Origin of the sequence: Pseudactinotalea sp., assembly GCF_048594945.1 — a bacterium.
Classification (GTDB): domain Bacteria; phylum Actinomycetota; class Actinomycetes; order Actinomycetales; family Beutenbergiaceae; genus Pseudactinotalea.
This window is the reverse complement of sequence record NZ_JBMDXJ010000465.1, coordinates 1-19,916: the sequence shown is the minus strand read 5'-3', so window position 1 is coordinate 19,916 and position 19,916 is coordinate 1. Positions and strand designations below refer to the sequence as shown.

15 protein-coding genes are annotated in these 19,916 nt (G+C 70.0%); 3 read left to right on the top strand and 12 right to left on the bottom strand.

What is annotated here, in order from left to right; translation table 11 throughout:
- A partial coding sequence (locus ACOJSN_RS21180) for an ATP-binding cassette domain-containing protein (protein ID WP_420114464.1) occupies positions 1–681 on the top strand: 681 nt, incomplete at its 5' end.
- Here the strand turns inward: ACOJSN_RS21180 and ACOJSN_RS21175 are convergent.
- The 7 genes from ACOJSN_RS21175 to ACOJSN_RS21145 form a co-directional block, all read right to left on the bottom strand.
- The gene (locus ACOJSN_RS21175; protein WP_420114463.1) at positions 641–1,159 is read right to left on the bottom strand and encodes a hypothetical protein; all 519 of its coding nucleotides are present in this window, start codon (positions 1,157–1,159) and stop codon (positions 641–643) included. The two genes, ACOJSN_RS21180 and ACOJSN_RS21175, sit on opposite strands and share 41 nt — an antisense overlap.
- 5 nt (positions 1,160–1,164) lie before the next feature.
- The gene (locus tag ACOJSN_RS21170; protein ID WP_420114462.1) at positions 1,165–2,463 is read right to left on the bottom strand and encodes a glucoamylase family protein; all 1,299 of its coding nucleotides are present in this window, start codon (positions 2,461–2,463) and stop codon (positions 1,165–1,167) included.
- Positions 2,464–2,599: 136 nt separating this feature from the next.
- The gene (locus tag ACOJSN_RS21165; protein WP_420114461.1) at positions 2,600–4,303 is read right to left on the bottom strand and encodes an ABC transporter ATP-binding protein; all 1,704 of its coding nucleotides are present in this window, start codon (positions 4,301–4,303) and stop codon (positions 2,600–2,602) included.
- Between the two features lies 1 nt (position 4,304).
- Complete coding sequence (locus ACOJSN_RS21160) at positions 4,305–5,345, bottom strand: ABC transporter permease (protein WP_420114460.1); 1,041 nt, start codon at positions 5,343–5,345, stop codon at positions 4,305–4,307.
- 9 nt (positions 5,346–5,354) lie between these two features.
- Positions 5,355–6,338: an ABC transporter permease gene (locus ACOJSN_RS21155; RefSeq protein WP_420114459.1), complete on the bottom strand. Its 984-nt coding sequence runs from the start codon at positions 6,336–6,338 to the stop codon at positions 5,355–5,357.
- Positions 6,335–8,005: an ABC transporter substrate-binding protein gene (locus tag ACOJSN_RS21150; RefSeq protein ID WP_420114458.1), complete on the bottom strand. Its 1,671-nt coding sequence runs from the start codon at positions 8,003–8,005 to the stop codon at positions 6,335–6,337. Before ACOJSN_RS21150 ends, ACOJSN_RS21155 begins: the two co-directional genes overlap by 4 nt.
- Positions 8,006–8,061: 56 nt before the next feature.
- Positions 8,062–11,394 (bottom strand): GH36-type glycosyl hydrolase domain-containing protein, encoded by a 3,333-nt coding sequence (locus ACOJSN_RS21145; protein WP_420114457.1) that lies wholly within the window; start codon positions 11,392–11,394, stop codon positions 8,062–8,064.
- A gap of 90 nt (positions 11,395–11,484) precedes the next feature.
- Here ACOJSN_RS21145 and ACOJSN_RS21140 point away from each other — a divergent pair, with 90 nt between their 5' ends.
- The gene (locus ACOJSN_RS21140; protein WP_420114456.1) at positions 11,485–13,827 is read left to right on the top strand and encodes a beta-galactosidase; all 2,343 of its coding nucleotides are present in this window, start codon (positions 11,485–11,487) and stop codon (positions 13,825–13,827) included.
- Positions 13,828–13,957: 130 nt separating this feature from the next.
- On the opposite strand, the gene ACOJSN_RS21135 is transcribed toward ACOJSN_RS21140, so the two are convergent.
- From ACOJSN_RS21135 to ACOJSN_RS21120, 4 genes are read right to left on the bottom strand one after another with little or no spacing between them, the layout of a single operon-like run.
- Positions 13,958–15,283 carry a sulfate adenylyltransferase subunit 1 gene (locus ACOJSN_RS21135; protein WP_420114455.1) on the bottom strand — a complete coding sequence of 442 codons (1,326 nt, stop codon included), beginning with the start codon at positions 15,281–15,283 and terminating at the stop codon, positions 13,958–13,960.
- A complete protein-coding gene (cysD, locus tag ACOJSN_RS21130) occupies positions 15,283–16,299 on the bottom strand; it encodes a sulfate adenylyltransferase subunit CysD (protein WP_420114454.1) in 1,017 nt (338 codons plus the stop codon). The genes ACOJSN_RS21135 and cysD overlap by 1 nt, the downstream gene beginning before the upstream one ends.
- A complete protein-coding gene (locus ACOJSN_RS21125) occupies positions 16,281–17,009 on the bottom strand; it encodes a phosphoadenylyl-sulfate reductase (protein ID WP_420114453.1) in 729 nt (242 codons plus the stop codon). The genes cysD and ACOJSN_RS21125 overlap by 19 nt, the downstream gene beginning before the upstream one ends.
- Positions 17,006–18,712, bottom strand: coding sequence for a nitrite/sulfite reductase (locus ACOJSN_RS21120; protein ID WP_420114452.1), 1,707 nt, complete (start codon positions 18,710–18,712; stop codon positions 17,006–17,008). Before ACOJSN_RS21120 ends, ACOJSN_RS21125 begins: the two co-directional genes overlap by 4 nt.
- 136 nt (positions 18,713–18,848) lie before the next feature.
- Between ACOJSN_RS21120 and ACOJSN_RS21115 the strand changes: the two genes are divergently transcribed.
- Positions 18,849–19,646, top strand: a complete 798-nt coding sequence (locus tag ACOJSN_RS21115; protein ID WP_420114451.1) for a TSUP family transporter — start codon at positions 18,849–18,851, stop codon at positions 19,644–19,646.
- Between the two features lie 46 nt (positions 19,647–19,692).
- On the opposite strand, the gene ACOJSN_RS21110 is transcribed toward ACOJSN_RS21115, so the two are convergent.
- On the bottom strand, positions 19,693–19,916 hold a 224-nt coding region (locus ACOJSN_RS21110), incomplete at its 5' end, for a hypothetical protein (protein WP_420114450.1).

Below are 19,916 nucleotides of genomic sequence, written 5' to 3'. Positions count from 1 at the left end.
GCGAAGCGCGGCGAGATGATCGCCCTGGTCGGAGCGAACGGTGCGGGCAAGACGACCGCGGTCCGCGCGTTGTTGGGCCTGATCGAACCGGACAGCGGTCACGTCGAGGCCGACGGCGTGCGGCCCGCCGATGTCGGCGATCGCGCATGGCTTGACCGGTTCGGGGTGCTCGTGCAGGAGTACGAACGGTACGAGCTCACCGTGCGGCAGAACCTCCTGCTCGGCAACGACGACGAGATCGGCGACGAGCAGCTCTGGCACGCACTTCATCTCGCGGGCTTGGCCGCGCTGGTGCGCGGTCTGCCTGACGGCCTGGATACCCAGCTCGGCGAGCAGTGGGAGGGCACCCAGCTCTCCGGCGGGCAGTGGCAGCGGCTCGCTCTGGCCCGGGTCGTGGTGCGCGATGCTCCCGTGTGGGTCCTCGACGAGCCCACCTCCGCCGTCGACGCCGAGAGCGAGGAGGCGATCCTCGAGCGACTCAGGAGTGAGGGCGCCGACCGCATCACGGTTCTCGTCTCCCACCGCGCCTGGACCCTCCGTGCGGTCGACCGCATCTACGTGCTCGACGAAGGGCACGTCGTCGAGCACGGCACCTACACCGAGCTACTCGATCGGCCGGGCTCGAGGTTCGCTGAGCTGTTCAGGAACCAGTTGGGACCGACCACTCACCGAGGTCGGTGACGGCGATCGTCTCGGGCAGCGAGTCGGCAGCGCCGACGAAGGCCTGACAACCCACCAGTGGGGCGTCAGGACCGACGCCGTTGGTGGCGTTGCCATCCGGGGTGCAGTCGATCTGACCGATCACGGTGAGGGGCTCGTAGGTTCCGGGGCCGTCGAGCTCCCATTCCTCCGCGGTCGGCACCGGGAGCTCCGCGGAGTCGGCATCGGCGATATCGCCCGAGACGAGGGTGACGCTGTAGGTGACGAAGTAGACGCCCCGGCCCTCGAGTCCCGTGGCCGCAGCACCCATCTCCTGCAGGTCCTCGACCGTGCCCTCGCGGACATCGTCGACGGCGAACTCCATGCTGGTCTCGCCGACCTCGACGGCCACCGGCTCGCCGAGCGCCAAGGCCGGTTCCGTGGCTCCCGAACACGCGGTCAACGCCGCTGTCCCCACGAAGGCTGCCACCAGGACACGGGCGGTGCGAAGGTTCTTCATGCTGCTTACCGTATGGCTTGTCGCAGGCCCAGCACCTTCAGGCCACGGGCGGTCCACGGGTGCGAGCCGAAGGCATCCCAGACCAGTGTGCTTCCGAGGGCGGCCGCGCCGAGGAGGGCGGAGACGCCCTTGTTGAGGCCGAACCGTGCGGGGGAGTACCAGGTGCCGGGCGCGGTCCCGCGCTGGTCGGCGGGTGCGTCGCCGGCGCCGAGGTTGACGCCGTCGGCCAGGCCGTAGCGCTCGTCCCACGCGCCCGGGTGGCGGTCGCGGAGCACCCGCAGCGCGGCCACCGCCTCTTCGGGGCACAGCGGCAGTGCGCCCATGAGCGACGCGGGCGGGATCGTGCCCTCGCAGTGCGGCGAGGGTGGCTGCGCGGGCTTCGCACCGTTGACGGTGTAGCCCCACGGGCCGAGGCCGGCGGCTGTACCCCAGAGGCCGTCGGCGAACGTGGGGTAGCGGTCCGCCTCCGACGCGCACCACGCCGCGTTCGCCAGGCTCGCCGCGCGGGCGTTCGCCCACCAGTCCAACCCCTGGGGGTCGTGGCCGAACGGCCAGAACGCGAGCGGGAAGTGGTAGACGAACAACGTGCCGCCCGGTTCGTAGACGCACGTGTGCCCACCGAACGAACCCACCGGGCGGTCGAAGCCGGCCCACAAGGCTCGGGCGATCTCGCCGTCGACCTCGGGGTGCCCCGCGGCGAGCACATACATGGTGAGCTGCTCCGCCGTCATGTCCCAGGCGCCGACCCAGCCGTCGGCGTCGGCGTGCGCGCCGTAGTCGTCGGAGCGCGAGTCCACGCGGGCCATCCGGAACAGCGTGGCGCCGTCGCGCTCGTGCACCGCGGCGTTCCAGTCCACTCGGGCGAGGAGCGTGTCGGTCAGGTCGCTGATCTCAGGATCGTCGAGCATCTGCGAGGCGACCACGGCGCCGTCGAGCGCGAGCACGGTGTCGATCGTCGAGTACTCGGCGCGGCCCTGCCGCTCCAGCGTCACGGCGTCGGCGAAGTGCACCATCAGCCCGCCCGAGTGCGGCAGCCGCAGCAGGCCGCGCAGGGCGCCACGGGTGCGGGCGACCACCTGCTCCCGATCCAACACCCCGCGATCGAGCCCCACGCACCACGCCGCCAGCGCGAACCCGGTCGCCGCCGTGCTGGTGACCCCCGGGTTGTCGTCACGGTCGAGCACCTGCCCGAACCCCGGCACGCCCGGGTCAGCGGTGGCGTGATCCCACAGCCACCGGATCGAGCCGTCCACCTCCGCCTCGACAAGCCGGTGGTCCGACTCCGTCAACTCCGTCAGTGCCATGCCATCACTCCCTCTTGTCTCCTCGGCGCGGTGGTGGTGAGCACAGTCCCACGGTCCGCTCGCGGGTGGGACCACACTCACCGCTCCTGCTGATGGGTGGGACGTGGCTCACCACCGCAGGCTGGGCGGAGGACAGTCACGCCACGTCGCGGTCCTGGAACGGGTTCGGGATCGCGTCGAGGAGCTCGCGCGTGTACCCGGCCTGCGGGTTCTCGATGACGTCGGTGGCCGAGCCCTGCTCCTGCACCTCGCCGTGCTGCAGCACGATCGCGTGGTCGGCGAGCATCTGCGCCGAGAGCAGGTCGTGCGTGATGTACAGCATCCCGACACCTCGCCGCAGCACCAGCGACTGCAGCAGCTCGAGGATCTCGGCGCGGATCGACACGTCGAGGCTCGCGATCGGCTCGTCGGCGATGAGCAGCTGCGGGTTCGGCGCGAGCGCGCGGGCGATCACCACGCGCTGCCGTTGCCCACCCGACAGCTCGTGCGGCAGGCGAGACAGGTACGCCGCGGCCGGTGTCAGCCCGACCTGCTCCAGCAGCTCGGCAGCCGCGTCCAGCGCCTCCTGCTTCTTCATGCTGCGGTAGTTCTGCAGCGGGCGGGAGAGCTGGTAGCTCACCGTGAGTGCGGGGTTGAGCGCGGCGTAGGGGTCCTGGAACACGTACTGCACCGCGTTGCCGTAGACCCGCCGCTGCTTGCGGTCGAGGCGAGTGATGTCCCACGGCTCGCCGCCGCCCTCGGGGTGGTACAGCACCTGCCCCGAGGTGGGTGTCTCGATCGTGGTGATGATCCGCGCGATCGTCGACTTGCCACTGCCGCTCTGACCGACGAGCGCGGTCACCTCACCCTTGCGCAAGGTGAAGGAGACGTCCTTGGCGGCGTCGACGTGCTCCACCGTGAGACCGTGCCGCTTCTCGAACCGCTTGGCGAGGCTCTTCACCTCGACGATCGTCGGCTCCTCGACCGCCTCCTGGATCTCGGCGACCTCCTCCTCGCGCTCGTCGGCGGCCTTGAGGCCGGCGGCGTCGTAGCCCTCGACCTCCTCGCCGAGCAGCTCGCCGTAGGAACCGAGCAGGTGCACCGAGTACGGATGCTGGGGGCCTTCCCGCAGCATCGTGGCCGTGGCGACGTCTTCGACGATCTCGCCGTCGAGCATGATCGCCACGCGGTCCGAGAAATCGAGGATCGTGCCCATGTCGTGGCTGATGAGAATCGCGCCGAACTGCAGCTCGGACTGCAACCGGCGGATCTCGTCGAGGATCTGCTTCTGCACCACCACGTCGAGACCGGTGGTGGGCTCGTCGAACAGCACGAAGCGCGGCTGCAGCGCCAGTGCGAGCGCCAGGTTCACCCGCTGCCGCATGCCGCCTGACAACTCGTGCGGGTACATCCGCAGGAACGAGGCGTCGATCTGCACCATCTCCATCAGCTCGCGGGCGCGCGCGTGCACGGCGTCACCCTCGAGGTCGGAGTGCGCGGTGATGACATCGGTGAAGACCCGCTCGATCCGCACCACCGGGTTGAGGCTGTTCATCGAGCTCTGGAACACGGTGGCGACGTCGCGCCACCGCTTCGGCCGCAGCTCGTCCTCGGAGGCGTCGGTGATGTCGTCCTCACCCCACCAGATGCGACCGCCTGCGACCCGGCCGGGCCTGCGCAGCAGCTTGAGCACGGCCTGGGCGAATGTCGTCTTGCCGGAGCCTGACTCGCCCACGAGTCCGACGAACTCACCTTCGGAGACCGTGAGCGAGGCGTGCTTGACGGCGTCCACCGGCGTTCCGAGTCGAGGTTCGTAGCGGACGCTCAGGTCCTCGACCCGCAGGATCGGTGTGCTGCTCATGTCAGTTCTCCTCCTCGCGGAGCTGAGCGTTGCTCAGCAGGTCGACGCCGAAGTTCACGAAGCTCAACGCCGTGATGATGAGCGCCAGGAAGACGCCGGGCACCAGGAGCCACACCCACAGGCCCTGCACGAGCGCGCCGTTGGCGTTCGCCTGGAACAGCATCTGGCCCCACGAGACCGTGTTCGGGTCACCGAAGCCCATGAAGGACAGCCCGGCCTCGGCGGCGATCGCTGCGGTGGAGGCGGCGATGAAGCCTGAGACCACCAGCGAGGTCATGTTCGGCATGATCTCGCGGAACACGATTCGGAACATGCCATCGCCACCGAACTTGGCGGCCGTGACGAACTCACGGCTGCGCAGCGTGACGATCTGCGCCCGTTTGGTACGCGCGTGGCCAGCCCAGCCGGTGATCGCGACCACGAACACCAGCAGGCCGAGGCCGCGGGTCTCGGAGTACGCGACGATCACCATCATCAACGGCAGCACGGGCACCACGAGGGCCAGGTTCGTGATGAATGACAGCACGTCGTCGAGCCACGTGCCCTCGGCGTAGCCGGAGATCATGCCGATCAGCAACGCGATCGCCGTCACTCCGAGCCCTCCCAGCACGCCGATCGCCAGTGACAGTCGAGTGCCGTAGAGCAGCTGCGTGTAGATGTCGAAGCCGAGCGTGTTCGTGCCGAGCCAGTGCTCACCGCTCGGATCCTGCACCGGCACGAACGACGAGTCGTTCGGGTCGTGCGGGGTCAGCAGCGGCGCACAGATGGCGACGAACACGAAGAACGCCAGCATGACGATGCCGATGCGCGCCTTCTTGCTCGTCCACAACACCTCGTACCAGCGTGCTGCCCGCTTGACCTCGACGTGCTCGGCCGGCGCATCGCCGTCGCCCTGCTTCTTCGCACGGTTCCAGCGGTCCTCTGCGGGGAGGTTCTTGCCACCCCGTGGGGCGTTCGTGGTCTCGGTCTCGGCGGGGGTGCCGACCGGTGCCATCTGACCCGGGGGTGGTCCCGCGGGTGCTGAGGTCTCGTTGTCAGACATGGTTCCTCCTCACCGGCTCTTCCGGGCGCGCGGGTCGATGACTCCGTACAACAGGTCCACGATGAAACTGGCCGTCAGCACGATCGTGATCGTGGTCAGCAGGATCGCCTGCATCAGCGGGAAGTCGCGGTTGCTCGTGGCCTCACCCATCAGCCGCCCCATGCCGGGATAGTCGAAGAGCTGTTCCACGAGGATCGAGCCGCTCATCAGCACGCCGAGCGAGAGCGCGAAGCTCGTCACGGTCGGCAGCAGTGCGTTGCGGGCGGCGTAGCCCAGCGCCACCTTCTTGTCCGGCAGGCCGGCAGCCTGTGCGAGCCGGATGTAGTCGCCGCCGAGTTCCTGCACCATGGTGTTCCGCATGCCGAGGATGAAGCCGATCGGTGCGGTGACCATCAGCGTCATCGCCGGCAGGAACGCGTGCGAGACCACGTCGGCCACGAACGGCCAGTTCCAGCCGGGCGTCGTGTATCCGTAGCCGCCCACGGCCGGGAACCATCCCAGCTCGTAGGCGAACACGAACAGGATGATCATGCCGATCCAGAACGACTGCAGGTTCCCGATGAAGGTCGACCCCACCGAGATGAAGGAGTCGAACCGGGAGTTGCGTCGCCAGGCGGCGAACGCGCCGAGCAGCGTGCCGATGAGGAACGCCAACACTTGGGTGATGCCGATGAGCCCCAGCGTCCACGGCAGCGCCGCCCAGATCACCTCGGTCACCGGGAACGGGAAGTAGGTGAACGAGATCCCGAGGTCACCCTGCGCGATCTGCTGCAGGTACTGCCAGTAGGCCACGAACACGTTGTCGTCGCCGTAGCCGAGCATCGTGCGGATCGCCTGCACCTGGGCGGGATCCACCTCGCCGCGCCCGGTCAGCTGCGTGACCATGACCTCGGCAGGGTCGCCCGGCTGCAGGCGCGGGATCATGAAGTTCAGCGTGATCGCCGCCCACAGCGTGAGCAGGAAGTAGCCGGTCTTGCGGAGGTAGTACTTCATGACGCGTCCTCCGGCGGCAGCAGGCTCGTGATCACGCGGAGCATGTTGTTCGTCGGGTACGGGTTGTCCTCGCTCGGCCACCCGATCGCGTGGTCCTCGCGGTAGATCAACCTGGCCGGCGCGTACTGGAGCGCGATGTAGGGCATCTCGTTCATGTAGACGTCCACGATCTCGCTCAGGTATTCCGGCTCACGCTCCGGGTCTGTGTTGGCGGTCCACTCCGCCACCAGGTCGTCGATCTCCGGGTTGTCGTACCGGGCGATGTTGAGCAGGATCGTGTCGCCCTCAGGGATCTGCGACGTGGTCAGCCGTCCGCCCAGGTCACGGGCGCGCTGGCAGCCGCCTCCGATGACGTCGAGCAGCATGTCGTACTCGCCCGACTTCTTCATCGAGTCCACCGCGTTCGGGTCGGTCGTGACCATCTTGGCGTTGATCCCGACCGCCTGCAGGCTCCGCACCACCACATCGCCCATCGCGATGTAGTCCATCCACCCGGCCTGGACCGAGAACACCAGGCTCACCGGGTTGCCGTCCGGATCGGTGCGCCAACCGTCGGATCCCATGGTGTACCCGGCCTCGTCGAGCATCTGCGCGGCGAGGTCAGGGTCGAACTCGACGAACTCCTCGCCCTGGTACTGGTCGGGCACCTGGTCCTGCTGGACCGGGAGCTTGAGCATCGTCTGGCTGCCCGGGGTCATGATCCCGAAGGAGGCGCGCAGCGCCAGCGCCTCCTTGTCGATCGCGTGCGCGATCGCCAGCCGGAAGTCGACATCGCCGGTCACCGGCCGGGTCTGGTTCATCGCCAGCACGGTGGTGCCGCCCGGCGGGTAGTAGTACTCCACGCCGTTCCGGGCAACCGAGCGCTCGGGGTTCGGGATGTCGCCCAGATAGCCGTCGAGCGCGCCGTTGCGGAGTGCGAGTGCACCGGAGTTCGCGTCGTACTGGCCCTCGAGGATCAGGCGTTGCACCCGCACCTGGTCGGCGTTCCAGTAGTCCTCGTTGCGCTCGAGAATCAGCTGGCGGCCGTTGTAGGCCTCGGGCACGAACGGACCGGTCGAGACCGGGTCGGTGTCGATATAGGTGGTGGGGTCGCCGACCTCCGAGTAGATGTGCTCGGGGAGGATCTTGAACTCCTGCAGGATCTGGTCGGTCTTCGGCACGGCGTTGCCGGTGAACTCGACGACGACGGTGTGGTCGTCAGGGGTGTCCACGCTCTCGGCCGGGGCGCCGAACAGGTCGGTCCACATCCCTGGCCGGTCCGCCGCCGGGTACTCCTGTGCCATGAGGAAGTTGAAGGCCACGTCGTCGGAGGTGAAGGCCTCACCATCGGTCCATGTGACGCCTTCACGTAGGTCGATGCGCAGGCGCGACGGTGTCTCCCACTCGTACCCAGTGGCGAGCCACGGTATCGCCTCGCAGGTGAACTCGTCGCGCACCATCAGTGGCTCGTACAGCCACGTCGACGTGATCGGGTTGGGGCTCAGCCAGTTGTAGTTGATCAGACCCTGCACCGACCCGCCGGCCTCGGCCGGCAGCCGCAGCACGTCGATCATGCCGTCGGGGGCCTCGGGGACCTCCGTGATCCCGATCGTGGCGCATGCCGACAGCCCCAGGCTCGCGGTGAGCAGCGCGGCCGCCGCCCTCAGCCTTCCTCTGCGTCGTCTCATCAGGCACCTCCTCGTGCGTCACATGCTGCCCGCGACCGGGTGGTCGCGGACCTTCCTCAGGGAACGTCGACCTCGATCACGACCCCATCGAACAGCCTCGGCTCCAACTCTGTCCGCGCAATCCGTACGCCGCCCTCGCGGTAGCGGTGCGCCACGCGCTCGATCGGCAGCTCGGCGCCGTCGATGCTGACGCGCGCGGGCCCGTAACCACGCTCACCGATCCGGAACCGCAGACACGTCCGCGCACCCCAGATCGGCAGCGTCACCTGTAGCCCGTCCAGCCCGGCGACCAGCACCGGGTCGAGCACGAGCGCGTCGCCGCGCCGCTGCACCCCGAGCAGGCACTCCACCACGATCCGCAGGGCGATCCCGGGGCCGGAGGAGTAGACGCGCCACCCGCCCTCGACCTCGATCTCCCCGGATCGCACGTCGTCCCAGCCCTCGATCGCGGCGTATCTGTCCGGCACCACCGCGTCGCTGGAGGAGAAGTACGTCGTGGCCTGGCGGCGTCGCGCGTTGCCCGCAGCGGCGTGCGTGTCGACCGGGTTGATCAGGTCGAGTGCGTGCAGCAGGTCGGCGCCGCGGCCGAGCTTCGCCATCGCCTCGGCATAGCGCAGGTGCGCGTGCGTGTACATCGTGCCGATCTCACGGCCGAAGAAGCTTGCGCTCTCAGCGCGCTGGAAGTGCACCATCGGCCCACCGCGGTACTCCGGCGGACGGTCGAACAGGTGCGCGCCGTCGGGCATCACGAGCTGGTCGGCGATGAGGTCCGCGTGCGCCGCGGCCTGCGCGGGCGTGAGCAACTCGTCGATGATCGCGTGGATCATCGGCAGGATCGAGTACGTCAGCCCGGTCTCGGTGTCGCGGGGGTGCAGCAGGTAGGTGAAGGCGTCGTCCCCGGGGTGCAGCATCCCGTAGCCGGCGAGCACGCCGTCGGGGATCAGGTGCTCGGCGAACTCGTCGCGGATACTCGCAGCTTCGGCCCGCAGCCGCTCCGCGGCGAGGGGCTCGCCCGCCGCGCCGACCTGCTCGAGCCCAGCTGCCAGCGTCTCGAGGGCTTGGTGGTGCAGGGTGACGGTCCAGGAGGAGGTCATCCCCTCCTTCATCGCCGGGTTCGCCGGCTGCAGCGAGTCGTTCCAATCGCCATGCCCGTACGCGGTCAGGTGGGTGCCCGGCACCACCAGCGAAGCGGCGAGCTCGACGGCGCGGCTCAGGTGCTCGGCCACTGTCGCCTCACCGGCGTCCTCACCGCCGGTGTAGAACGGGGCCACCTCGTCGAGGATGCTCGCATCGCCTGTGGCCAGCAGGTAGCGCCCGACGGCGAGGATCGGCCAGAAGATCACGTCGCCATGGGCATCGCCGTTGGGCGAGGTGCGATCGATGTCGAAGATCTCGAACGCCTGGCCCCAGCCGCCCTCGGGGCTCTGCGAGGCCAGTACCCGCAGCAGCAGCTCGCGCAGCTCGCTGTGCCGCTCCAGTGCCAGCAGCATCTCGACCGGACCCTGGCACACGTCCCGCGTGCCCCAGCCACCGCCGGTGTACTGCTCGATGCCGCGCGGCGACAGGTAGTGCGTGAGCGCATTGTTGGCGAACCAGGGCAGCACGTGCAGGAGCCGGGACACACGCTCGCCTGCCCCATCGCTGTGGACGTCGATGTCGAGGTCACCCAGGATCGTGTCCCAGAAGTCCGCGGGGCCCACATCGCTCGGCTCAGGCACCAAGGTGGCGGACAGCGTCAACCCCGCGCTCGCGGTCGGCTCGGTGGACACCGTCACCCACGGCAGCGCGCGCGAGCGCCCGTCGGCGAACAACGGTGCGTCGTCACCCAGGGGCACCTGTGCCGCTGCGCCGGTGCGCTCGATCACGAGCGCACCGCCTGGGCGGCGCTCGGCGAGCATCGCGCCGGGCGGCGGGGTGAGCACGGTGGTGACGCCGTCGTCGGACCGGACTGGCAGTGCGCCATCGAGGCCGTCGTCGCCGTCGAGCGCGAGGTTGAGCGCGAACAGCACCCGCACCGGCCCACCTGAGGTGACCGAGACGTCCACGGTGACCAACTGAGCATCGGTGGGCGCCGCCGTCGTCACCTCGATCTCATGAGTGTGGGTGACATAGGTCCAGCGGACAGCGCCCGGTGTGATCGACCAGAGCGAGGGGGTGTCGAGAAGGTGCCAGACGCCGTCGACCTCCACGAACGCACGCAATCCCGCGGCGCGGTGATGGCCGAGGTATCCCCGGCCGATCGAGAGCAGGCGGTCCTTCGAGACGTGACCCTGCGTGAGGTAGGAGGCGAGCTGGCCGCCCATCGTGGCGGTCGTGGTGAGCACCGACTCCTCGGGCAGCCACCGGCCACCCGTGCGCAGCAGGTGCGCGTGCGGGCGCACCAGCCCGAGTTCCTTGCGGCGCGTCACCACGTGCTCGGCACTGCCGAGGAAATACGCGAGCACGCCGTCGTCGTCGTGCTCGGTGTAGGTGGCCTCGCCGAGCCGGGGCGGCTCGCCGACGTCCCGGGCGGCGAGCATCGCGGCGGGCGCGAACAGGGTCGGCACGGTCTCGTGCCCGACGGCGGCCGGTCCCGGTTGCTCGATGAGCGTGCGTGCCCAGGTGAGCGCCTCATCGGCGTGGCTGAGGTCGGTCTGCGTCGTCGCCTCAGGATGGTCGGCGACGACGAGACCGACGACGGCGAGCCGGTGCGGGGTGCTCCGCTGCAGCTCGGCCGCCGCAGTCTGCAGCGCGACGAGTGTGTGCTCGTGCTGCAGACGACGTGAGGGCAGCGTCGGTACGAACAGGCCCTCCGGGACCTGCCCGGTGCGCAGCGACAGCCCGGCGAGATCGAGCAGATCCGTGGCGTAGCCCACCACGGGATCGGTCGCCGCCATCACCAACCAGGGGTTGGTGCCCTCGAAGTTCTGGTTCTGACGCACCGCGACCGCGGTCCCCGCCTCGGGGTGGGTCAGCGGCGTGACGTCGATGTACTGCGCGCCGTAGTGCTCGTTCATCCGCACCAGCCACGGCGGCGCGAGCGCCACGTCCTGCACGGCGACCACGTCCACGGTGCCGGAGCCGCTGAGCTCGATGACCCAGGCCCACGTGGTCTCGGCCAGTTCGAGGCGCGCCTGATAGCCGACGCCGGCCCACTCGCCGCTGACCACGAGCCGGCCCTCGGCGGCGCTGACGCGCGATCCGGACGCCGGTCCCAGCAGCGGGTGCACGGCCGTGACCGCCTCGCCCTCCCGCAGCCGCAGCCACGGCGTGGCCAGCGGGGTCTCGAGGGCGTTCGCGGCGTACATGTTCAGCCGCGTGGTTCCCCAGTTCAACCACGCGAGTCCGCCGTGCGGCTGCACGTCGGCCCAGACGCCCTCGCGGGTGCCCACGGTGAACCTGGAAGTCATCGTCGTCCTCGGGTCGGAAGGTGCGGCCAGTAACATACCTAGTGCACACTAGGTTACTTTGGCAAGCCCCAGACCCGACCTGGAGGACCAGTGACCGACGTGCGACTGCGTGGACGAGAGGTGCTCGTCGACGCGCGGCCGAGGCTTGTCCGAGCCGGCGAGATCCACTATTTCCGGCTGCGACGCGAGGACTGGGCGGGTCGGCTGCAGCTGCTCAAGGACGCCGGTGCCGACACCGTGGCCACCTACATCCCATGGGTGGTGCACGAACGCGGCGATGGGACGATCGATCTCACGGGACGGACCGACCCCACGCTGGATCTCGGTGCGTTCCTGGACCTCGCGGCTCAGATGAGGCTGCGGGTGCTGCTGCGCCCTGGGCCGTTCATCATGGCCGAGATGGCCGGCGAGGGCGTCCCGGACCGGATCAGGCACGAGCACCCGGAGTCGCTGCCGATCGGCTGGGAGGGGCGGCCGGGGCTCTCAGCCGACCTCGACTACCTCGCACCCGCCTACCTCGCGGAGGTCGAGCGGTGGTACCGCGAGCTCGGTGAGGTGGTCGCCTCACGGATGGCGCCCCACGGCGGTCCGGTCATCGCGGTGCAGCTCGACAACGAGATCGGGATGCTCGCCTGGGTCTCCAACACCCCGCAGCTCACCGACCGGGCGTGCGCCGAGCTGGCGGCGTGGCTCGCGGACCGGTACGGCGCCGCGGTGGCGGATCGGTACCCGGGCCTGTCGTTGACGCGCGGCTTCGCCGAAGTGGTGCGCTCGCCTGCGCCCGAGTGGACCCGCCCGTTGCGCCTGGACCTCGGGCGGTTCTTCCGCTCGCAGTTCGGCCGGTACGCCACCGCGCTGTCCCGGATGGCAGCGGAGGCCGGCATGGGAGGTGTCCCGTTCGTCGTGAACATCCACGGCACCACGGGCGGCTCCGGCGCCTCGTTCCCGATCGGGCTCTCGCAGGTGGTCGAGACGTACGCGGGGCGGCCCCAGATGGCCGCCGGCTCCGACCACTACCTGGGTGACCTCACGCTGCGCACCGCAGCCGACCTGCACCTCATGAACGCCTTCATGACCGCGGCGGCGCCGGATCAGCCGGGCATGACCCTGGAGTTCGAGGCCGGGCGCGGCGACTATGGCGACGACCTCTTCAACGAGGTCGACCCCAGCGCGGTCATCCTCAAGACCCGGCTGTCACTTGCGCAAGGTCACCGCCTCCTCAACTACTACCTGTTCGCGGGCGGCACGAACTTCGTAGCAGACCCGCCCCGCGTGGACGGCACCAGCCGGTTCGCGATCACCGGCGAGCGGCACGGGTTCTCGGCGCCGGTGGATCCGGAGGGACAGCCCGGCACCACCTACGCGTCCACGGCCGAGGCTCTTCGCCTGACGGCTCGGCTGGAGCGTTGGCTCGCCGACTCGGTCGAGGAGCACGACGACGTCGCGATCGGCATGATCCTCGACGACTACCTCACCGAGTACCGGGCACCGGGCGATGCCGATGACGGCGTGGGCGAGCTCGAGTACGGCCGCGGAGCCGGGCCGCGCGGACTGCTCGGACGCGTGCTGCTCACGCTCGGCTATCGGTACGGCGCGATCGACCTGCAGCGCGAGCCTGGTCCGGACCCGTGGCCGCATCTGGTGGTGCTCGGGTCGCCGATCGCCTGCGACCGTGCGGTGCAGGAGCGGCTTGCCACCCACGTGCGCAGCGGCGGCGCGCTGCTGCTGCTCGGATCGCTCCCCACCACCGAGCTCGACGGCACCCCCTGCACCGTGCTGGCCGACACGCTTGGCATCCAGGTGGTCGGCGACGTCCGCGACGAGCCCGGTCGGTTCACGTCGGTGGTCGAGGTTGCGGGCTGGGGGCACGGCACCGAGCGGCGCGTCGGGCGAACGCAGCTCTACGAAGCACCCGGTGCGCAGGTGCTGCTGACCGAGGCGATGTCCGGTCTGCCCGCCGGTGTGCTGGCCACGGCCCAGGGCGCGGGCGGTCAGGCCGGCTCCGCCGTCGTTCTCGGGTGCGACTTCGGTGCCGACCTCGCCCTGTTCGCCACGGCGCTGGCGCGGCTCGGCGTCACCCCGGGGCTCCGACGCGAGACCTCGCCCGGCCTGATCTCCACCACCACCCGCGCCTCCGACGGCTCACGGTTGTTGCACCTGCTCAACGTCAGCGGCTCACGGCTGCGCACCGCCGTCGAGATCGACGACGAGAGCGTGCTCGGCGGGGTGCCGATCACGCTCTCTCCCCGCACCGGCGTGGCGCTCCCGATCGGCGTGCGCATCGCCGGGCGCTCGTTCGCCACGACCGCCGAGATCGAGCGGGTCGAGCGCGACCATGTCCTGCTCGCCGCACCCCTCGACGGCACCCCCCGCCGCGCCTGGATCGACGGTGCGGAGGTCCCGGTCGACGACGACGGCCGGGTGGGTCTGTAGGTCGCTCCTCGGCACCACGAGATCGCGACTCCGGTGCGAGATCGTCTGCGCGCGTTGACGATCTCGCACCGAACTGACGATCTCGGCGGTCGGCGGGTGCGGTGTGGGAGCGTGACACGGGGAGCGGTGGTCAGATCTCCCACTCGATGCCGCCGGCGCGGCCGGGGTCCCGGGCCATCCCGGCGGCCAGGGTGCCACCGGAGACGGGGTCGATGAGCACGAACGCGCCGCCGCTGCGGGAGGTGCGGTAGTCCTCGAGCGGGAGCGGGCGGGCCAGCCGCAGCGCGACGCGGCCGATGTCGTTGAGGTCGAACGCACTCGCGGGGTGCAGCTTGAGCTCGTCGAGGTCGAGCCTGCCATGCAGCTGGGTGACGATCGCCTGCACCGTGGCGGATCCGTGCTTGAGCAGCACCCGCTGGCCACCGCGCAGCGGCACTTCCGCCAGCCAGCACAGCATCGCCTCGGCCTCGGTGACCGCATCCGGAGCGTCGGATGCCGCGGCGATCACGTCGCCGCGCGTGACGTCGACCTCGTCGGCCAGCCGCAGTGTCACCGACCGGCCGGTGACGGCCTCGGGCAGCTCGCCGCCCGGGGTGTCCACACCGGCGATCCGCGTGCGGACGCCCGAGGGCAGCACCACCACCTCGTCGCCCGGCCGCGCCACGCCCGCGCTCACGCGCCCCGCGTAGCCGCGGTACTCGCGGTACTGCTCGTCGACGGCCGCCGACTGCGGCCGGATCACCCGCTGCACCCCGAACCGCAGCGACTCCTCCAGCACCGCCTCGGCGGGCGGCAGCTCCTCGAGCAGCTCGAGCAGGGCGGGTCCGTCGTACCAGGGCGTGCGCGCCGAGCGCTCCACCACGTTGTCACCGGCGAGGGCCGATGTCGGCACGGTCACCGCGCGCTCGATCCCGAGCCCGTCGGCGAGCTCGGCCACCTGGGCAGCGACGCCGCGGTAGATCGCCTCGTCGTAGTCGACCAGGTCGATCTTGTTGACCGCGACCACCACGTGCGGCACCCGCAGCAGCGACGCGACCGCGAGGTGCCGCCGCGTCTGGTCGAGCACGCCCTTGCGCACGTCGACCAGCACGAGGATCGCGTCGGCTGTACTGGCACCCGTCACGGTGTTGCGGGTGTACTGCACGTGCCCGGGGCAGTCGGCAAGGATGAACGCCCGCTCGCCGGTGCTGAAGTACCGGTAGGCGACGTCGATCGTGATGCCCTGCTCGCGCTCCGCGCGCAGCCCGTCGGTCAGCAGCGCGAGGTCGGCGCCGTCGAGGCCCCGCTCGGACGCCAGCCGCTCGAGGGCGTCGAGCTGGTCGGCGAGCACGTTCTTGCTGTCATGCAGCAGCCGGCCCACGAGCGTGGACTTGCCGTCGTCGACCGATCCCGCGGTGGCGAGCCGGAGCAGGGAGGTGATCCGCGTCGTCGGCGCGCCTTCCAGGGTGGTGCTCACTAGAAGTACCCCTCCTTCTTGCGGTCTTCCATGGCGGCCTCGGAGAGCCGGTCGTCGGCGCGGGTGGCGCCGCGCTCGGTCACGGTGGTGGAGGCGACCTCCACGATCACCTCGGCAGTGGTCGCGGCGTCGGAGAGCACGGCACCGGTGCAGGAGGCATCGCCCACGGTCCGGTAGCGCACCGTGCGCGTGACCACCTCCTCGCGCGGCCGCGGCAGCGAGTGCGGCGTCACCGCGAGCCACATGCCGTCGCGCGCGAACACCTCACGCTCGTGCGCGTAGTACAGCGGCGGCAGCTCGATGCCCTCCCGCTCGATGTAGCGCCACACGTCGAGCTCGGTCCAGTTGCTGAGCGGGAACACGCGCACGTGCTCGCCGGGCCGGTGCCGCGGGTTGTAGATGCTCCACAGCTCAGGCCGCTGGTTGCGCGGATCCCACGCGCCGAACGCGTCGCGCAGGCTGACCACGCGCTCCTTGGCGCGCGCCTTCTCCTCGTCACGCCGCGCCCCGCCGAACACGGCGTCGAATCGGTGCTCGGCGATCGCGTCGAGCAGCGGCTGGGTCTGCAGCGGGTTGCGGGTGCCGTCGGCACGCTCGACCAGCCGGCCGTCGTCGATGTAGTCCTGAACCGACGCGACCACGAGCCGGATCCCGAGCCGTTCCACCGTGCGGTCTCGGAACGCGAGCACCTCGTCGAAGTTGTGCCCGGTGTCCACGTGCATCACCGAGAATGGCACCTTGCCCGGCCAGAACGCCTTGGCCGCCAGGTGCAGCAGCACCACGGAGTCCTTGCCGCCCGAGAACAGGATCACTGGCCGTTCAAGTTCGCCGACGACCTCTCGGATGATGTGGATCGCCTCGCTCTCGAGGTGGTCCAGCTGGTCGAAGTCAGTGCCCGACGGCGGCGCCGCCTCGCGCAGTTCGGTCACGTCGGTCGCTGCGCTTGTTGGTCGCGCACCGATGCTCGCTCCGCCCCGGTCCTCACTCACTGGTGCACTCACAGATGTATCCCGCATTCCGTCTTCCCCAGGCCCGCCCATCGACCGGCCCGAGGGTCTTCGCCTTCGGCCACGCGCCGCGTGCACGGCTTGCACCCGATCGAGGGGTAGCCATCGGCGAGCAGCGGATTCACCGGGACGCTGTGGCTCTCGGCGTGGTCGAGGAGCTCGTCGAAGCTCCAGGCCGCCACCGGGTTGATCTTCACCATGCGGTGGCGCTCGTCCCACTCGACCAGCTGGGCGTTGGCGCGAAGTGCGTTGTCCTCGCGACGCACCCCGGTCACCCACGCCTCGTAGCCGGCGAGGGTGTTGTCCAGGGGGATCACCTTGCGCATCTGGCAGCACTGACCCGGGTCGCGGGCGAACAGGTCCTTGCCGTAGAGCGAGTCCTGCTCGGCGACGGTGTGCTCGGGCACCACGTCCACGATGGTCACGTCCTTGACGGCCTCCAGCGCCGCGCGGGTGCCGAGCGTCTCGGCGAAGTGGTAGCCCGTCTCGAGGAACAGCACGTCCACCCCCGGCCGTGCGGTCGCGGCGAGATCGACCACCACGGTGTCGCCGGCCATCGAGCAGGCGACTGCCAGCCTGTCGCCGAAGTGCTTGGCCGCCCAGGCGAGCACCGCGGCCGCGGCCTCGGAACCGCCGTCGGCGAACAGCTCGGCGCCCTCAGCGGCGATCGCTCGCAACTCGTCCTCGCTCCGCAGCGTGCGGGTCGTCGTGGCGGTCATGTCAGTGCCTCGTCCTCGGCGCGGTGGGCCCACGCGGCGAAGGTTTCGTCGTCGGTGCGGTCGGCGAGCCACCTGCGGGTGACGCGCTCGACGTAGTCGGCGAGCTCGTCCGCGGCGACCTTGAGGCCGCGCACCGTGCGACCCAGCCCGGCTTCCTCGCGCCCTAGGTCGGCGAGTCCACCGCCCAGGTGCACCTGGTAGCCGAACTCGCTGCCGCCGAGCAGCTGACCCTTCAGCCCGATGTCGGCGGTCTGGATGCGCGCGCACGAGTTCTGGCACCCGTTGACATTGAGGGAGATCGGGTGCGGTAGCTCGATCCCGGCGAGCCGCTTCTCGAGCTCGCCGATCGCGGCCGCTGCGGTCTCCTTGGTCTCGACGAACGCGAGCTTGCAGTACTCGATGCCGGTGCACGCGATCGTGGAGCGCCGGAACGGGCTCGGTCGGGCCGAGAGCCCGATCGCGTCGAGCTGCTCGATCACGGCTTCCACGTCTGCGGGTGCGATGTCCAGCATCAGCAGCTTCTGGTGCGGAGTCAGCCGCACCCGCTGCGACCCCGCCGACTCGGCGATCTCGGCGACCTTGGCCAGGATCTCCCCGCTGACCCGGCCGACCGTCGGGGCGACGCCGATGTACCGCAGCCCGTCCTTCTGCTCGCCCACCCCGATGTGGTCGCCGGGCGCGGTAGAGGACTTCGGTGCTGGTCCGTCGGGTAGCGGTGAGTCCAGGTAGTCGCTCTCGAGCACCTGCCGGAACTTCTCGGCGCCCCACTCGGCGAGCAGGAACTTCAGCCGTGCCTTGGTCCGCTGCCGCCGGTACCCGTAGTCGCGGAAGATGCGGACCACGCCGTGCCAGACCTCGGCGGCCCGCTCCGGCGGCACGAATGTGCCGAGCCGCTCGGCGAGCCGTGGCGCCGTCGAGAGCCCGCCGCCGACCCACAGGTCGTAGCCGGGCCCGAGATCGGGGTGCACCACGCCGACGAGAGAGACGTCGTTGATCTCGTGAACGACATCCAGGCTCGGGTGGCCGGTGATCGCCGACTTGAACTTGCGCGGCAGGTTCGCAAGCTCCGGGTCGCCGACGAAGCGTTCGGTGATCTCACGGATCGCGGGTGTCGGATCGATGATCTCGTCGGCGGCGATGCCCGCCAGCGGCGATCCGAGGATCACTCGGGGCGTGTCGCCGCACGCCTCGGTGGTTTGCAGCCCGACCGCTTCCAAACGCTCCCAGATGGTGGGGACGTCCTCGACGCGGATCCAGTGCAGCTGGACGTTCTGCCGATCGGAGATGTCGGCGCTGCCGCGGGCGAACTCGGTCGAGATGGTCGCGACGGTGCGCAGCTGTTCGGTGGTGAGCGCGCCGCCGTCGATGCGCACCCGCAGCATGAAGTAGCGGTCGGAGAGGGCATCGGCCTCGAGCTTGGAGGTGCGGGAGCCGTCGATGCCCTGCTTGCGCTGCGTGTACAGGCCCATCCAGCGGAACCGGCCGTGCAAGTCGTCGGTGGGGATCGAGTCGAACCCCTCCTTCGAGTAGGTGTCGATGATCCGCTGGCGGACGTTGAGCGGGTTGTCGGCGGCCTTGAACTCCTCGTTGTGGTTGAGGGGTGCGGTGCCGTCGACGAGCCACTGCCCGTTCGAGCGGTTGCTTGCCGGCCCCGACACGCGGGCGCGCGCCCTCGGAGCGTCTGTGGTGGAGGTTCCGGCCATGGCTCCACGATGACCCAGCGCTCACGCGATCGGGCGAGGCGTCAGAAACGGTCCACCATGTGAACCGGTGCTATCTGGACTGATCAAGTCAAGTATAGGATGGCGCGCTGTCTCGGTGGTCGAGGGGAGCGAGCGGGTGCTCCGGTGGGCTGGCATGCTGCTGGGCGTGCCGGATCTGTCGCTGCTCGCCTGGGTCGCGCTCGCCATCGGCGCCGTCACGGTGGGGATCAGCAAGACGGCGATCCCCGGCGCGAACATCGCCGTCGCTCTGTTCGCGATGGTGCTTCCCGCCAAGCCCTCGACGGCGGCGCTGCTGGTGCTGCTCATCGTCGCCGATGTCTTCGCCGTGGTGTTCTATCGCCGCCACGCCGACTGGCGGCTGCTGCGACGGCTGATCCCGCCCGTGGTCGTGGGGCTGGTGCTCGGCACGGTGTTCATGGCGCACGCCTCCGACACACTCATGAGTCGCGTGATCGCCGTGATCCTCATCGGCGTGATTGTGCTTGGGCTCGTCCAGCGGCGCCGTGCCGAGCGGCGTGAGCGGGATGGCGTCACGCCGGGCGAGACCGGTCGGGGCGCCGCGATCGCGCAGAGCGCCGTCTACGGGGGGCTGGGCGGCTTCACCACGATGGTCGCCAACGCCGCTGGGCCGGTGATGAGCATGTACTTCCTGGCGGCGCGGCTGCCGGTGACCGTGTTCCTGGGGACCTCGGCGTGGTTCTACTTCGTGGTCAACGTCAGCAAGGTGCCATTCTCGATCGGGCTCGGCCTGTTCAGTCGTGAGCTGCTGCTGCTCGACCTCGTGCTGATCCCGTTCGTGGTGCTCGGCGCCGTGCTTGGCCGCCTGATCGTGGGCCGCATCAGCCGCCGCGCGTTCGAGTGGACGGTCATCGTGCTCAGCATCGCCGGCGCCGCGTACCTGCTGGTGCGCTGACCCATCGCGCGGTCGAAGCCACGCTCACCGCACATCCCAGGTGCCGTCAGGCGTTGAGAAGTCCGTAGGTGACGTCGTGTTCGTCGTGGGTGAGGGGGTCGGGATCCTGCCAGGGGTCCCAGGGTGGTGTCCAGGCTTCCTTGACCGTGGAGGGGACGTCGGAGCGAGGCAGGCGGGCGGGGTTCGAGGTCGTCTCCTGCTCTGCGTGATCGTCTCGGTTCCTCTGCCCGGCCTCGCTGGCGTAGCGGGTGATGCCGTTGAGCTGGGTGG

Coding starts and splice junctions, on each gene's coding strand:
- ACOJSN_RS21150 (WP_420114458.1), bottom strand. CDS start 8,005: ATGAGACGACGCAGAGGAAGGCTGAGGGCGGCGGCCGCGCTGCTCACC.
- ACOJSN_RS21160 (WP_420114460.1), bottom strand. CDS start 5,345: ATGTCTGACAACGAGACCTCAGCACCCGCGGGACCACCCCCGGGTCAG.
- cysD (WP_420114454.1), bottom strand. CDS start 16,299: ATGCGGGATACATCTGTGAGTGCACCAGTGAGTGAGGACCGGGGCGGA.
- ACOJSN_RS21155 (WP_420114459.1), bottom strand. CDS start 6,338: ATGAAGTACTACCTCCGCAAGACCGGCTACTTCCTGCTCACGCTGTGG.
- ACOJSN_RS21125 (WP_420114453.1), bottom strand. CDS start 17,009: ATGACCGCCACGACGACCCGCACGCTGCGGAGCGAGGACGAGTTGCGA.
- ACOJSN_RS21175 (WP_420114463.1), bottom strand. CDS start 1,159: ATGAAGAACCTTCGCACCGCCCGTGTCCTGGTGGCAGCCTTCGTGGGG.
- ACOJSN_RS21120 (WP_420114452.1), bottom strand. CDS start 18,712: ATGGCCGGAACCTCCACCACAGACGCTCCGAGGGCGCGCGCCCGCGTG.
- ACOJSN_RS21170 (WP_420114462.1), bottom strand. CDS start 2,463: ATGGCACTGACGGAGTTGACGGAGTCGGACCACCGGCTTGTCGAGGCG.
- ACOJSN_RS21145 (WP_420114457.1), bottom strand. CDS start 11,394: ATGACTTCCAGGTTCACCGTGGGCACCCGCGAGGGCGTCTGGGCCGAC.
- ACOJSN_RS21165 (WP_420114461.1), bottom strand. CDS start 4,303: ATGAGCAGCACACCGATCCTGCGGGTCGAGGACCTGAGCGTCCGCTAC.